The 14,873-nt window shown below is 61.4% G+C and carries 10 protein-coding genes; 2 read left to right on the forward strand and 8 right to left on the reverse strand.

The features are described from left to right. Positions 1 to 640: 640 nt before the first annotated feature. The 8 genes from AWB69_RS30710 to AWB69_RS30745 form a co-directional block, all read right to left on the reverse strand. Positions 641 to 1,984, reverse strand: a complete 1,344-nt coding sequence (locus tag AWB69_RS30710) for an ABC transporter ATP-binding protein (RefSeq protein WP_062090589.1) — start codon at positions 1,982 to 1,984, stop codon at positions 641 to 643. A 12-nt stretch (positions 1,985 to 1,996) separates the two neighbouring features. Further along, complete coding sequence (locus AWB69_RS30715; protein WP_062090590.1) at positions 1,997 to 3,748, reverse strand: ABC transporter permease; 1,752 nt, start codon at positions 3,746 to 3,748, stop codon at positions 1,997 to 1,999. Positions 3,749 to 4,476: 728 nt separating this feature from the next. Continuing rightward, entirely contained in the window at positions 4,477 to 5,448 is a 972-nt protein-coding gene (locus tag AWB69_RS30720; RefSeq protein ID WP_062090591.1) for a ferritin-like domain-containing protein, read from the reverse strand. A 374-nt stretch (positions 5,449 to 5,822) separates the two neighbouring features. Beyond that, positions 5,823 to 7,073 (reverse strand): NRAMP family divalent metal transporter, encoded by a 1,251-nt coding sequence (locus AWB69_RS30725; RefSeq protein ID WP_062090592.1) that lies wholly within the window; start codon positions 7,071 to 7,073, stop codon positions 5,823 to 5,825. Positions 7,074 to 7,192: 119 nt separating this feature from the next. Next, a complete protein-coding gene (locus AWB69_RS30730; RefSeq protein ID WP_062090593.1) occupies positions 7,193 to 8,020 on the reverse strand; it encodes an alpha/beta fold hydrolase in 828 nt (275 codons plus the stop codon). Between the two features lie 30 nt (positions 8,021 to 8,050). Beyond that, positions 8,051 to 9,652, reverse strand: a complete 1,602-nt coding sequence (locus tag AWB69_RS30735) for a benzoate-CoA ligase family protein (protein ID WP_062090594.1) — start codon at positions 9,650 to 9,652, stop codon at positions 8,051 to 8,053. Positions 9,653 to 9,792: 140 nt separating this feature from the next. Then, positions 9,793 to 11,388 (reverse strand): 3,4-dehydroadipyl-CoA semialdehyde dehydrogenase, encoded by a 1,596-nt coding sequence (locus AWB69_RS30740; protein WP_062090595.1) that lies wholly within the window; start codon positions 11,386 to 11,388, stop codon positions 9,793 to 9,795. After that, positions 11,389 to 11,904, reverse strand: coding sequence for a DUF4863 family protein (locus tag AWB69_RS30745; protein WP_062090596.1), 516 nt, complete (start codon positions 11,902 to 11,904; stop codon positions 11,389 to 11,391). Between the two features lie 153 nt (positions 11,905 to 12,057). Here AWB69_RS30745 and AWB69_RS30750 point away from each other — a divergent pair, with 153 nt between their 5' ends. Beyond that, the gene (locus tag AWB69_RS30750; RefSeq protein ID WP_062090597.1) at positions 12,058 to 12,993 is read left to right on the forward strand and encodes a helix-turn-helix transcriptional regulator; all 936 of its coding nucleotides are present in this window, start codon (positions 12,058 to 12,060) and stop codon (positions 12,991 to 12,993) included. Positions 12,994 to 13,102: 109 nt separating this feature from the next. Further along, positions 13,103 to 14,851: a 2,3-epoxybenzoyl-CoA dihydrolase gene (boxC, locus tag AWB69_RS30755; protein WP_082913654.1), complete on the forward strand. Its 1,749-nt coding sequence runs from the start codon at positions 13,103 to 13,105 to the stop codon at positions 14,849 to 14,851. Positions 14,852 to 14,873 lie beyond the last annotated feature (22 nt).

Below are 14,873 nucleotides of genomic sequence, written 5' to 3' on the forward strand. Positions count from 1 at the left end.
CGGTGCTCGCCAGAGCCACCGATGTGTGAAACCCTCCTTCTCCGAACACGGATACCCACACGCTTCGCCACCAGTGATTGAACCTGCCCAAGGAACATCCCGCGCTATCCGCGTAAACCCCTCCATCAAATTTATATGGACCACGAACCACGTCGCCAACCCACCAGGAAATGAGGCAGCAAAAATGCGTAAGGCCGAGCAGATTCCTCAGCATTAGTGCTTGCCCGAGAGCACTGGTGGCGAAGCGTGTTCATGTCAGGATTCGCGAGAAGGAGGGGTTCACACATCCGTCGCTCTGGCGAGCACCGTGCTTTTGGGGCACCTATGAATAGAAACTGCACGCTGTGGACACTTAGGGTAGTGCGGTTAAAAGCGTTTTCTTTGCTTCGTTTCTTTGTCGCTAAGGACCAAGAAATGACGTGCCGCCACGCACAGTGGCTAATAGTGATAAAGAGAATATCCGACTCTCGCAGACCACTAACGCTGAAAGCAGCAACCCGGCATTGACCCCGACCGCTAACCCCAGAACCTAGCAACCGGCACTGACCCCAACCGCTAACCCCAGAACCTAGCAACCGGCACTGACCCCAACCGCTACCCCCAGAACCACCAAAACGTCCACCGGCGCGAGCGAAAACCTTCAGGACTCTACGTCTTCCAGGCTGAACAGTTCGGTCTGGTCGTTGTAGGAGAACACTTCACCGTAGCGCCCCCAGTTGATCACCGAATCCAGCGTGTCTTCCGCGGCGCCATCGGTCAGGAAATCTTCCAGCTCCTGCTCGAAGCGCACCCGCGGAGCCCGGTGTCCCGGGCGCTCGTTCAGCACCTTCTTGATCCGCGCGGCCAGCGGCACGTGCTTCAACAGATGATCGGCAAACATCATCTTGCGTTCGTGGGTACCCAGTTCGGCGAACACATGGGCCGCGGGCGTCAGGTAGATATCCCCTTCGCGCAGTTCTGCGAAACCCAGGTGCTGCAGCATTTCCGCGATCGGGAACAGGTCGTCCACTTCCAGATGCAGCGACCGCGCAATCACCGGCATGTCCGCACGCCCGTTGTAGGGCGCCACCGCGAGCGTTTCAATCAGGCCGGCCAGCAAGTTGGTCGACACATGCGGCAAGCGGCTGCCAAACTCGAGCGTCTGCTTTGTCGCTCCTTCGGCTTGCCGTGCCGTCATCTTGGCGTAGATTTCATCAACGAGCGACCTGAACGCCGTATCGAGACGATTGCGAGGATGCGGGAACGGCACCTTGATCTCGGCGATCACCCGCCCCGGATTCGACGACAACACCATGATCCGGTCACACATGAACACCGCTTCCTCAATGTTGTGCGTCACGATCAGCACCGACTTGATCGGCATCTTGCCCTGCGTCCAGAGGTCGAGCAGGTCAGTACGCAAGTTCTCGGCTGTCAGCACGTCGAGCGCGGAGAACGGCTCGTCCATCAGCAAGAGCGTAGGGTCGACGACGAGCGCGCGCGCAAACCCCACGCGCTGGCGCATGCCGCCCGACAGCTCGCGCGGGTAGGCGTTCTCGAAGCCGTCGAGACCGATCAGGTCGATTGCTGCAAGCGCCCGCGCCCGTCGAGGCGCAGCACCCACTCCCTGCGCCTCAAGCCCTGCTTCCACGTTCTGAAGCACGGTCAGCCAGGGGAACAGCGCGAAGGTCTGGAACACCATGGCGACGCCGTCGGCGGGGCCTTCCAGCGGTTTGCCTTTATAGGTGACATTGCCGGTGGTCGGCTCGATCAGGCCCGCGATGATCCGCAGCAACGTCGACTTGCCCGAGCCAGAGCGTCCGAGCAACCCGACGATCTCACCCTCGCGCAACGAGAGGTTCACGCCGTCGAGCACGAGCAGGTCGCCCTGGCTTTTCTTGAAGCCCCGGGACACATCCTTGACGTTCAGTATCTCTTCAGTAGCGCGGGAAGCGGGGCTCGCCGGCGTCACGGGGGAAGCCACGTTGAAGTCTGAATTTGGCATGGAGATAGGTCCTCAATCGGCTCGAAGCTTGGCTTCAGCAAAGGTGTACATGGGGCGCCACAGTAGGCGGTTGAAAAGCGTGACGAACAACGACATGACGGCGATGCCCAGGATGATCTTCGGATAGTCGCCCGCAGCGGTGGTCTGCGCGATGTAAGCGCCCAGGCCATGCGCGGCCAACTTGGTGTCGCCCCACTGGACGAACTCGGCCACGATACTGGCGTTCCACGCGCCGCCCGAGGCGGTAATCGCACCCGTCACGTAATACGGAAAAATGCCCGGCAGCATGGCCTGACGCCACCATTGCCAGCCGCGAATCCGGAAGTTGGTGGCCACCTCGCGGTAGTCATTCGGGTACGACGTCGCGCCCGCAATCACGTTGAACAGGATGTACCACTGCGTGCCAAGCACGATAAGCGGCGACAACCAGATATCCGGGTTCAGGTGAAAGCGGACAATCACGATCACGAAGATGGGAAACAAAAGGTTTGCCGGAAAGGCCGCCAGAAATTGCGCGACCGGCTGCACTTTCTCGGCGAGCGCGGGACGCAATCCGATCATCACGCCGAGCGGAACCCAGATCATCGATGAGATCGCGATCAGGATCACCACGCGCAGCAACGTGATCAGTCCGAGGACAAACACGTGGCCGACTTCATCCAGGCCGACACCGGTGCGCACATAGCTGACCACGCGCCAGACCACATAAAGCGTGAGCGCGATGACCAGGATGCTCCAGACGATGTCGCCGAAGCGCGAGGGCGTCTTGCGCTTCGTCATCCGCAAGCTCGCGCCACTGAACGAAGGCAGGCGCATCGGGATGCGTGCCGCGGTGGCGAAGACCCAGCCGGCCGGCACGAGCAAGCGGTGGATCAGGCGCGTGCGTCGAACCAGACCGAGCACCCACGACTCCGGCGCGACTCCGGAACTGCTCGTTTCCATGCGGAACTTGTCGGCCCAGGCGACCAGCGGGCGAAACAACAACTGGTCGTAGCCGAGGATCACGACGGTCATCGCGAGGATGACCCAGCCTATCGCGCCCATGTTCCTTTCGGTGATCGCCTGCGCGAGATACGCGCCTATGCCCGGCAGCGTGATCGTGTTGTTGCCGACCGTGATCGCCTCGGAGGCCACCACGAAGAACCAGCCGCCGGACATCGACATCATCATGTTCCAGATGAGGCCCGGCATCGAGAAGGGGACTTCCAGTTTCCAGAATCGCTGCCATCCCGTCAGGTGGAAGCTGCGGGCGACTTCCTGCAGATCTCGCGGCGTCGTGCGCAATGACTGATAGAAGCTGAACGTCATGTTCCACGCCTGGCTCGTGAAGATCGCGAAGATCGCCGCGCATTCAGCGCCCGCCACGCGCGTTGGAAACAACGCGATAAAGAACGTGACGGTGAACGAGATATAGCCAAGGACCGGAACCGACTGCAGGATGTCCAGGATCGGCACCAGCACCTTTTCTGCGCGACGGCTCTTGGCCGCGAGGGTGCCGTAGATGAGCGTGAACAACAGCGAAGCGATCATGGCGGCGAGCATCCGCAAGGTCGTACGCAGTGCGTATTCAGGCAGGTTCGCCGGGTCGAGCGAGATGACCTGCGTCTTGAGCGTGGCGATCGGCGCCATGGTCTGATGGAAGCCGATGGCCGTCATTGCAATAACGCAGATGATCAGCGGGAACGCGACGAAGTCCCATCGGTTAGGCAGCAGGCGCCAGGCGGACGCGTTAGCCGTGCGGTTCAGGTTGAATCCGAAGTCCATATATTCTCCGAACAGCTATGCATGAAAACATGACGGCGGCCCTTCTGGGTCCGGGCCTTGAGTTGCCGCCATGCGTTGATTCACCGATGCAGACAGATGAACGCATCGGCATGCGACTGAGCCGCGATAAAAACGTGAACTGTAAGGTTTGATTGTTAAGGAATGCGGCCAGGCAATAGCATGCACGCGACTAGCCCGGAACCGATTTGCCCGGGTAATTTCGACCGTTCTTTCTGGACGGCCCGACACTACTACAAACCGTGTTTCAGGCACAACCTCGGAGGCGTAACTTGTCCATATTTTCCGGGCGTTGCCGGGCTATTAAGGCGGTTTTTTGAAGATCGCATACCTGCGAGGGTTCTAACGGCGCGCCGACGTCAGGTCAGCATCCGCTTAACGTATAAGCAAGCTGCGGGGTTTATCGGATTTTTTGAAGGCTGGAGAGACTCGACGACATTTCGATTGCCTTGCGGCCGCTTGGCGAATGTGCTTGATAGAGGCCCGGACTCAACTCGGGTCAGCCGGGCCCGCCGTGGTGGCAGCGCGCCTGTATGCGTCGCGCCGGGATGATGGTCGCCCGGGCTCTGGACAGGACAAATCGAAAGAAGTTAGTTGTACCTTCTTTTACGGAACTTCCAATCCGGTTGTCGAGGATGTCAAAGTTACGCTGGTTTTCATCTTGAATGCTGAAAACCAGCGCGGTGCAGCTGGAATGTTCCTGCGGTCTGTCAGGCGCTCATGTGCAGCGTACCGTTGACGCCTACCGGGAAGAAACCGCCTTGCGTGACCGCCGCACTCGTCAGGTAGACAATGTTCAGGACATTCCCGTAGTTGCGGCTGAACGCGAGGCCGTTGGAATCGAGCGGGACAATGTTCGAGCTGCCGGGTGTTGCTCCGGAAATGCCCCGGTCATCGTTGCCGACGTTGTCGAGCGAGTCGCGTGCAGCGGAGATTGCGTTAGCCGACGCGATGAGTCCGAGCGACGGGTTCGCAATGCCTTTTGCGTACAGCACCGTGCGCACAAGACCAGCGTGATAAGCCTCGGCGGCGAGAATGCCCGCGGCAGCTGACAAATAGGTCGGGTTCGAGATCAGCGGCGCCGCGCCCTTGTAAGCCGTCACGCCGACATCCTCGAAAATGAAGGCGGCGAGCAGGAAGGTTTCGTCGTTCAGGTAAGGGTCGAAGGCCGTGCCCGCGGGAACCAGTCCGGCTGCTTGCGCTGCCTTGGAGAAGGCCCCGTTCGGATTCTGGTAGCCGACGTCGAGAGCGGGCATGGCTACCGCCGATGCACCCAGCGCCGTGCGCAGGAACGCGACATGTTCGAGTTCGTCTTTGGCGATCTCGTTTGCATACGCCTGGACTACCGGATCGGAGAAGGTCACGGCATGCCCCGAAATGACTGTCCCCGCCGTACCCGCACCGCTCATCAGGCTGGCCGCAAGGCCCGCGCCGGTAGTTGCATACGCATAGAACGTTGCTTCGAGGTACTCGAGGTTGAGTGCAAAGTTGAGTATTTCCGGATCTGTCGGGCCACTGCTTTGCGCAGATGCACCCGAGGAGCCGCCACCGCACGCGCCAAGGATCGTACCGCCAATGAGTCCAAGACCGACACCTCCTGCACTCCTGAAGAACTGCCTGCGTTTTGCGAGCTTGTCCGCCCGCTGCACGAGCACATCCATGACCTTTGAGTCTTCTGACATGACATCTCCTTGAACCGTTCCGTGAACTAGCCGATACGGCGACTGCGCCCAATGAAAGCCAGAGACGAAAAAAGCAGAGGGCAGCAGACGACGGGCCGCCAGGCGGGCTGCCTGTGTCAAACGCGATACGACCACGTGACGAAGCACGACGCGGAGCAGCAGGGCTGATCCGGCGCCTCTCATGTCACGTACGGGTAGATACGCATGTCGACCGCGAGACGGATGCGCAAGCGGTCAAAAATATTTCGAGTGATTACCCGGGGAAGAGGGCGAAACTTTTCGGATGATCGCTTTGAAGGACTCCAAAGACATGATCCGGCATGCGATACCGGCGTTGCACCAGACGCTGGACTGACGCGGGGCGGCGCAGGAGCCTACGACGAGAAAAAGCTCAGGCCCGCACCCAGGACGCCGGCCACGGACACTGCCGCGGCGATACCGCACACAAGCCATAGGTAGATGCCGCGAGGCCGATGCTGAGGTGGCAGCGCAGTCACGCTGAGAGCAATCAGCAAGCCCACTACCAGCGGCAGCATCAGCGCGTTAACGACCTGCGCGGCAACATTCAGCGAAATGAGGTTGGGCGCCAGCCAGACGAGAGTCGCGCTGCCAACGACCGATGCTGCATACACCCCGTAGAACCATGGCGCACTCGCGGGCCGGTCTTCAAGGGAGCGTTTGTATCCCGCGACCTCACCCAGCCCCCAGGCCAGCGACAGCGAGCAGACAATGGCGGCCACCATCGATGCTCCGAGGACCCCCGCGCCAAACAGAAAACGTCCGACGTGTGGACCCACTGCAGCGGCAAGGACGTCGCCGATCTCACCCACGCTTTCAAAGACGTGTTGCTGACCGTTCCTCGACAAGGTTGCCGCCACTGCGACCAGCACCGCTGCGGTGAGCAACTGCGTGAGAACTGCACCGGCGGCAGTTTCGATTCGCGCCGCGCAATAGTCCTGGGCGCCCAGTTTTTTATCGGCGATCGCGGCCTGCTGATAGAAGATCATCCAGGGATTGAACGTCGCGCCAATCAACGCAGCGGCGAGATAACCGTAATGATGATCGGATAGCGGAAGCTGGGTCATCTGCCGGAACATGCCGGGGAGATCCGGGTGGGCATGCCAGGCGACGGCGAAGAAAGACAGTTCGAAAGCGCCAATGACGATGGCGAACTTGTCCACGCGCTTGTGCGAGCCGGTGAACACAATCCCTACGAGGAACGCCGCGGCGAGCGGCAGCGTGATCGACCGAGAGACGCCGAACATCTCTCCTATGCCGGCGACCCCTGTGAACTCGGTCACCAGCGAGCCGAGTACTGCCACGCATAATCCGGCTGCGGAGACCCATGCCCAGGCAGGACCGAAGTGTGTGCGAATCAGCTCGCCGTGACCCTGCCCGGTAAAGATACCCAGCCGGACGGTGAGTTCCTGGACCATGTAAAGCAAGGGGATGAGCGCCAGCAGGACCAGCAGGAGCTGAGAGCCCCATTGCGCGCCGCTTTGTGCCGCTGTCACCACGTTACCGGCGTCGCAGTCGGCGAGCATGACGAGCAGGCCCGGTCCCCATAGGGTGAGCCAACGCAGGCTGGGCGAGACCTTCGGTTTGAACAGCGAGGAACCAGCCATGCGGTTTGAAAGGAAGCGACGGGTGTAAGGGGTGACCGATTGTATCGAGATTTCGGTTCACCAGCCCGCGCGGCGAGCCCCTCAGCGCTGCGTGGTCAGTGGCGGCCTTTAACTACGCGTTAGCTACGCGTGACGAAAGCCAGGATCGCGGCATCGAGCATGGCGGGACACTGGCGATGGGGCGAATGTCCGCACCCCGGCAACTTTGCGAGTCTGGCGTGGGGCACATGTGTTGCTATAGCGTCGATCTGCGCCATTGTCCCGTACTCGTCGTCATAGCCTTGCACGGCGAGCAGCGGGCGCCGGATGGAAGACAGGCGGTCCGTGATGTCCCAGTGCCTGAACGCCGGGTTCAGCCAGATATCGTTCCATCCGTAGAAGGCTGAATCGACATCGGCGTGGTATCGCGACAACCTGGTTCGCAGGTCGCCCTGCGTGTAGAGAGCGGTTGCCTCCGCGATTGCCTTGACGGACACATCTTCAACGAACACATGCGGCGCAATGGCAATCGCGCCATCCAGCGCGTCAGGAAAAGCCGCCGCGTAAAGCAACGCGATAGAACCACCGTCGCTATGACCGATGACCCACATCCGGGCACGTTCGGTGCTGTCTATGGCAAGGCCGTCGAGCAACGCCGGGAGAACCTCATGAGCCTGCCGGTGCATGAAATCGACCGGCCATTTCACTTGCGCTGCGCGCGGTGTGGAACCGCCATAACCCGGTCGCGAATAGACGAGTCCACGGAACCCCAGTTGTTCGCATAGCTTCTGCGGCCAGTCCTTCCACATGGCAATGGAGCCCAGCCCTTCATGCAAAAAGATGGCTATGGGGGCGCCGGTCATGTCGGCATTCAACCATTGATACTCGAGACGAAGCGCTTCGCGGCCGTCAGTTGCGGGCAGATCGGCCATGCAGATGGCGGGTGGGTGTTGTATCAAGCGGTCCATGATTTGCAGCCAGGCAATGAAGAGGAACGTTCAGGCATCGAAGGCCGGTTCGCGCAATTTAAACCTCTGGATCTTACCAGTCGCGGTCTTTGGAAGATCTCCAACAAACAGGATCTCGCGCGGGTATTTATGAGGCGCCATCCTGGCCTTGACGAACTCCTTGAGTTCCAACGCGAGTTCGTCCGTGGCCGGCACACCGGGTTTGACCACCACGAACGCACGCGTCTTGACGAGCCCGTCGCGCGTAATGCCGACAACCGCCGCTTCGAGAACGTCATGATGCTGCATCAGGACCATCTCGACTTCTACAGGTGACACGAACTGGCCGCTTACCTTCAGCATGTCATCGCCACGGCCTTCGTAGACGTAGTTCCCATCGGGCAATCGACGATATTTGTCGCCGCTCCTGAGCCAGTCGCCAAGAAACGTGGCGCGGGACTTTTCGCGGTTGCACCAGTACATGAGCGCGGCGCTTGGGCCCCTGATGTAAAGGTCACCAATCTCCCCGTCCGGCACCGGATGGCCGTTTTCATCGCGGAGTTCGACTTCATAACCGGGCACGGCCTTGCCGGTCGTTCCGTATGCGACGTGGCCTGCGCGATTCGACAGGAAGATGTGCAGCATCTCCGTCGAGCCGATACCGTCGAGAATCTCGCAGCCCGCATGGGCTGCAAAATGCTCGCCGATCTCGCGCGGCAACGCTTCTCCCGCCGACGTGCACATCCGCAAGCGAAGATTGGCGCGCGCCGGCATGTCGGGCGAAGCGAGCATGTTGGCGTAGAGCGTGGGCACACCGCAGAAAATGGTGGGCTGGTATTGCGTCAGGCGTGTGAAGACAGCAGCCGGCGTGGGGCGCTCGGCCATGAGCACCGCGGTCGCACCCACTGAAAGAGGGAAGGTCAGCGCGTTGCCCAACCCATAGGCGAAGAACAGCTTGGCCGCGGAAAACACGGTATCGTCTTCACGGATCCCCAGCACTTGCTTCGCATAGAGTTCCGCGGTCCAGTACAGGTTCGCATGGGTATGGACGGCGCCTTTGGGCTTTCCGGTTGAACCCGATGAATACAACCAGAACGCGATTCCATCAGCATGACTGACGAATGGAGTGCGCCGCGGTTCTGCATCGGCCAACAGATGCCTGAATACGCGCTCGCCCGCAAGCATGTCGTCTTGCGCGTGAGAAACGATCAGCGTGCAGCCTTCGCTGGAGGTATCGGCCAGTGCTTGCGCGATGGCCGGCACTAGCGGACCCGACGCAATGACCGCGCGCGCCCTGCTGTGATCGAGCATGTACGCGTAGTCCGCCGGCGTCAGCAAGGTGTTCGCGACAACGGGCACGACACCCGCGTATAACGCGCCGAGGAACGCGACAGGCAGGTCCACGCTGTCAAGCATGACCAGCAGGACGCGCTCCTCGGGATGAATGCCCAGCGCATTCAGCACCGAGGCAAACCGGCGTGCCTGCTCTGCCAGTTCGCCATATGTCGTGGTTCCGTCATCGTCTATGTATGCAATTTTTTGCGCCCGCGCTTCATTCAGCGCGAACAGATGCGTCGCGAAGTTGAACTCGACTGGCGGTGCAGCGGCAGCCGGTTGGCCGGCAGTAGTGGGTGGCGCAATAATGGCGTCCATGCTGTCTCCTTCCTGATAGTGGGGCGACGCCTATGCGCTACGAAAGGTGCCGTGCGCCGTGCGTTCGGTTTTGTGTGACGCGCGGATCGCTCGCGGCCGGTGAGCGTTGAACCTCGGCCGCTAACGGTCAGCGTATTGCTTCAGATTTCTACCTTGCCTGTTGATTCCGTGAGTGCATCGATAGAAGCGGCGGGTCCCTGGATTGCCGCTCGGCGATGGTAAAAATTCAGGGCACGGAGTCCGCCGAGTTCTTCACCGCCTCCGGCGCGTCCGGGTCCTCCATGCAGCGACATCGGCATGACGTTGCCGTGGCCTGTCTGACTCTGCGCGACCGAGGGCGAGATGGCATGGACACGGCCGTGCGTGTCGGCGAGTTCCAGCGCGATGCGCGCAAGGCGTGTGTCGTCGTTCGAATACACCGAAGCGACCAGCGAGCCCTGGCCGCGCCGCGCAAGTTCAACGGCTTGAGCTTCTTCGAGCAGCGAAGTACCCGTCGTGACTTCGTAACCGCATAGTGTCGCCACGGGACCGAACACTTCAACATCGTGAACGCTTACCGCGCGGCTTGCGTCGTCGATCACGAACAGATGCGGCGCGATGCACGCGGCGACGGCCGGATCGGCATCAACGAGCCGGACCTGCGAACCGTCGAACGCCAGGCGCGCTTCTTCGCGCAAAGACGCAATGCCGTCACGAACCGCGTCATATTGTTCGCGGCTGACAAGCGAGCCCATGCGCACGGACTCGTTGCGCGGGTTGCCCACGCTCACGGCTGAGAGCCTGGCGACCAGCGCGTCCGTCGCGGCATCCAGATGATCCTTAGGCACGAACGCGCGGCGGATCGCCGTGCATTTCTGGCCCGACTTGACCGTCATCTCGCGCACGACCTCCTTGATGAACAAGTCGAACGCGGCGGTGCCGGGCGCGGCATCGGCTGCGAGGATGGCGCTGTTGAGGCTGTCGGCTTCCACGTTGAGGCGGGCGCCCCGTGCGACGAATGCGGGATGAGCACGCAGCTTCGCGGCTGTCTCCGCGGAGCCGGTGAACGACACGACATCGAACGTTTCGATCTGGTCGAGCAGACCCGCTGAACTGCCGCAGATCACCGACAACGCGCCGGCCGGCAAAATTCCCGCATTGACGACATCGGCCACCATGCGTTGCGTCAGCCACGCCGTCGCGGTCGCGGGCTTGACGATGACCGGCACGCCCGAGAGTAGTGCGGGTGCCGCTTTTTCCCACAGGCCCCAGGACGGAAAGTTGAATGCGTTGATGAAGAGCGCTAAGCCACGCGTTGGCGTGAGCACATGTTGCGAGGTGAAACTCTGGTCGCGGCTCAGGCTCGCGGGCGTTCCGTCGCGCAACGCGTGCACATCGCCCAGCGTGGCGCCCAGTTTCGCGTAATAAGAAAGCGTGAAAATCCCGCCGTCGATATCGACCGCCGAATCGTTCTTCGTCGTTCCGGAGTTCGCGAGCGAAATGGCGTAGTAGTCGTCGCGTTGCGCTTGCAGCAGCTTCGCGACATCCGAAAGTTGCGCGGCGCGAGCGGCGTAGGTCAAACCGCGCAATGTCGCGCCGCCAGACGTGCGCGCGTAGTCAAAGGCGGCGTGCAGATCGAGGCCGTCGCTCGACACGCGGGCCAGGGCTTCGCCCGTGACGGGATCGGTGAGCAGCGTGCCGTCGCCGTTGCCCGCCACCCATTTACCCGCGACGTAATTTCGTAATAGTTCGGCCATTCAAAAGCCCTTGGTGGTCATTGATTGAGTCGACGCCTGTGCTCGGGCCGCATGCTCCGTGAATTCGATGGCGCCTTCGGGCAACAGATAAAGCACGATTGCGCTGCCTCCCGCCACGGTCGGCCGATGGGCGCTGCCGGGTCCATACACGCACCAGCCGGCGGCATGACCGTCGAACGTGGCGCCGCCGTCAAGCGGCACGATCAGATCGATCTCGCCGTTCGGATGCACATGATGGGGACCGGCGATATCGTTCATATGCACGACATCGACGGAAAAGCCGTGGGTATCGGGCAGGGCCTTGAAGATGCGCCCGTAGCGAATGCCGCCCGCCTCGCGATCGGCAAGCCAGCCTTCTTCCACGCCGGCGCGGCACGCGTTCGCGAGCTCGGTATATCGCTCACTGCCAGTCGCATACTCGGTGTTCAACCACGCTTGAAGGTCTGCATCGAGTGGCCGGGACGCGATTGCTCCGGTCACGCGCGCAACAAGGCCCTGGAACTCGTTGGGGGACATGCGTATCTCCGTCGCGCTAAAGCGCTGTTCGACGCTGAACCTGTTGTCGCGACAGATCAGCTTCCTTAGTAGTGGGTGCATTAAACTTAGCGTGCGACACTCTACATGTCAAGCACTATAGTACATTAACAGACCCTACCGAGACCTATCGATATGAAGCAAACCGCCGTTTTACAGCCAATTGAGGGCGGAGATCCGAGCGTGGACGTCGAAAAAGAGCGCGAGAGCCGCGATCCGTTCCTGGTCGGGATGGGCGAGCGCGTTCGGCTGATGCGTGCGCGCCGTGGTTTGACGAGAAAAGCGCTGGCAAAAGAGGCCGACGTGTCCGAGCGATATCTGGCGAACCTGGAATCGGGCGTTGGCAATGCCTCGGTGCTGTTTCTGCGGCAGTTAATGAAGGCATTAAACTGCACCCTGGCGGAAATCGTGGGGGACGAAACCACGTTGACGCCCGACTGGCTGCGCATCCGGGAGCTGCTGAGCGGTCGCGATCACGACACGCTCAAGCGCGCACGGATCGCGCTGGAGGAGATGCTTGCCACGGCGCCGCAGGACCCGCATCGGCTGGAAAGGATTGCGTTGATCGGGTTGCGCGGTGCGGGTAAATCGACGCTCGGCCGCATGCTTGCCGACGAGCTGAAAGTACCGTTCGTCGAGATCAACCGCGTGATTGCGCAACTGGCCGGCTGCCCGCCGTCGGAAATCCACGCTCTGTATGGCGCAACCGCTTACCGTCGATATGAGCATCGCGCGCTGGAGGCGGTGATCCAGGAGCATCCGCGCGCGGTGATTGCGTCGCCGGGCGGCCTGGTGTCCGAGCCGGCTACCTTGAACGCGCTGCTGACGCACTGCTTTACCGTATGGCTCCAGGCTACACCCGAGGACCACATGCGTCGTGTGGTGGCGCAGGGGGATTTACGCCCTATGCTAGGTAACAAGGAGTCCATGGATGACCTGAAGCGGATCCTGGCCGGGCGCAGCGAGCTGTATGGCCGCGCGGACATGACCTTCGACACCAGCGGAAAGTCGCTGGCGGAATGCTATTTATCGTTGCGAGACCGGCTGGCGGCGCGACTTGCGTCCGAATAGCGGGCGGCCGGACTCAGCATTAACCCGGTAAAAGCATTAAAATGCTTGATTAGAATCATGAGATGCACTATTGTACATATAACCTATCCAATGTACGAAGGAGACATCCATGGCAGTCGCGCAATCAGCGGAGCAGGCAGGCGTCAACGGCACGGCCCCTGCGGGCCAGGCAGTGCCAAGCGCAGTACAGGCAGGGGCAGGGCCGGCTGGTCAGTGGGTCGATTACCGCACCGAGCCCGCCCGCTATAAACACTGGTCGCTCAAGTTCGACGGCGCGGTCGCGACGCTCGGCATCAACATTGCCGAAGACGGCGGTATTCGCGACGGCTACAAGCTGAAACTCAATTCGTATGATCTGGGTGTCGACATCGAATTGCACGACGCTTTGCAGCGTGTGCGTTTCGAGCACCCGGAAGTGCGTACGGTGGTGGTGACGAGCCTCAAGGACCGCGTGTTCTGCTCGGGCGCCAACATTTTCATGCTCGGCCTTTCATCGCATGCGTGGAAGGTCAACTTCTGCAAGTTCACCAACGAGACGCGCAACGGCATAGAAGATACGTCGCGCCACTCCGGTATCAAGTTCCTCGCGGCCGTCAACGGCGCGTGCGCCGGCGGCGGATATGAAATGGCGCTCGCCTGCGACGAAATCTATCTGGTCGACGACCGCTCTTCGTCCGTCGCGTTGCCCGAAGTGCCGCTGCTCGGCGTGCTGCCCGGCACCGGCGGCCTCACCCGCGTGACTGACAAACGCAAGGTCCGCCACGACCGTGCCGATATCTTCTGCACCATTGTTGAAGGGGTGCGCGGCGAGCGCGCGAAGCAATGGCGTCTGGTTGATGAGGTCGTGAAGCCAAACGTATTCAAGGAAACAGTGCAGGCTCGTGCGCTGGAACTGGCCGCGCAAAGCGACCGGCCGGCCGGAGCGTCAGGCATTGTCCTGACGCGTATCGAGCGCACGGACTGCGACGACGGCCTGAGCTATGCGACCGTCGACGTCAGCATCGATCGCGCTCGCCGTACCGCAACCTTTACCGCGAAAGCGCCGTCGGCGAATCCGCAAGCGGATATAGACGCAATCGTCGCGGCCGGCGCGCGGTGGTGGCCGCTGCAGTTCGCTCGCGAACTCGACGACGCCATCCTGTGCATGCGCACGAATGAACTCGATATCGGGACCTGGATCTTCAAGACCGAAGGCGACGCACGCAAGCTGCTCGCCGCCGACGCTGCGCTCCTCGAGCATCGTGACCACTGGTTCGTGCGCGAAACCATCGGCATGCTGCGCCGCACGCTGGCGCGTATTGACGTCTCGTCGCGCACGCTGTTCGCGCTGATCGAGCCGGGTTCGTGTTTCGCCGGTACCTTCGCTGAGCTCGCCTTTGCTTGCGACCGCAGCTACATGGCGGCGTTGCCGAGCAACGAGGAAGAAGAGCCGGCGCTGACGCTTTCGGAAGCGAACTTCGGCCTCTACCCGATGATTACGGGCCAGTCACGTCTCGGTCGCCGTTTCTACGACGAAACCGAGCCGATGAACGCCGCGCGCGCGCAGATCGGACAGCGAGTCTTGCCGGTCGAGGCGGAGCGTTTGGGACTGGTCACCGCGTCGCCGGATGACATCGACTGGGGCGACGAGATCCGTATTGCCATTGAAGAACGCGCGGCCATGTCGCCGGATGCGCTCACCGGGCTTGAAGCCAACCTGCGCTTCAACGGCGTCGAGACGATGGAGACGCGCATCTTCGGGCGCTTGTCCGCCTGGCAGAACTGGATCTTCAACCGGCCAAACGCAGTGGGCGAGAAGGGCGCCCTCAAGGTGTACGGCAAGGGCAGCAAGGCGCAGTTCGACCTCAACCGGGTCTGACGCGTCTTGCTGTCCGGTCCTG

This window comes from Caballeronia udeis (genome assembly GCF_001544555.2).
GTDB lineage: Bacteria > Pseudomonadota > Gammaproteobacteria > Burkholderiales > Burkholderiaceae > Caballeronia > Caballeronia udeis.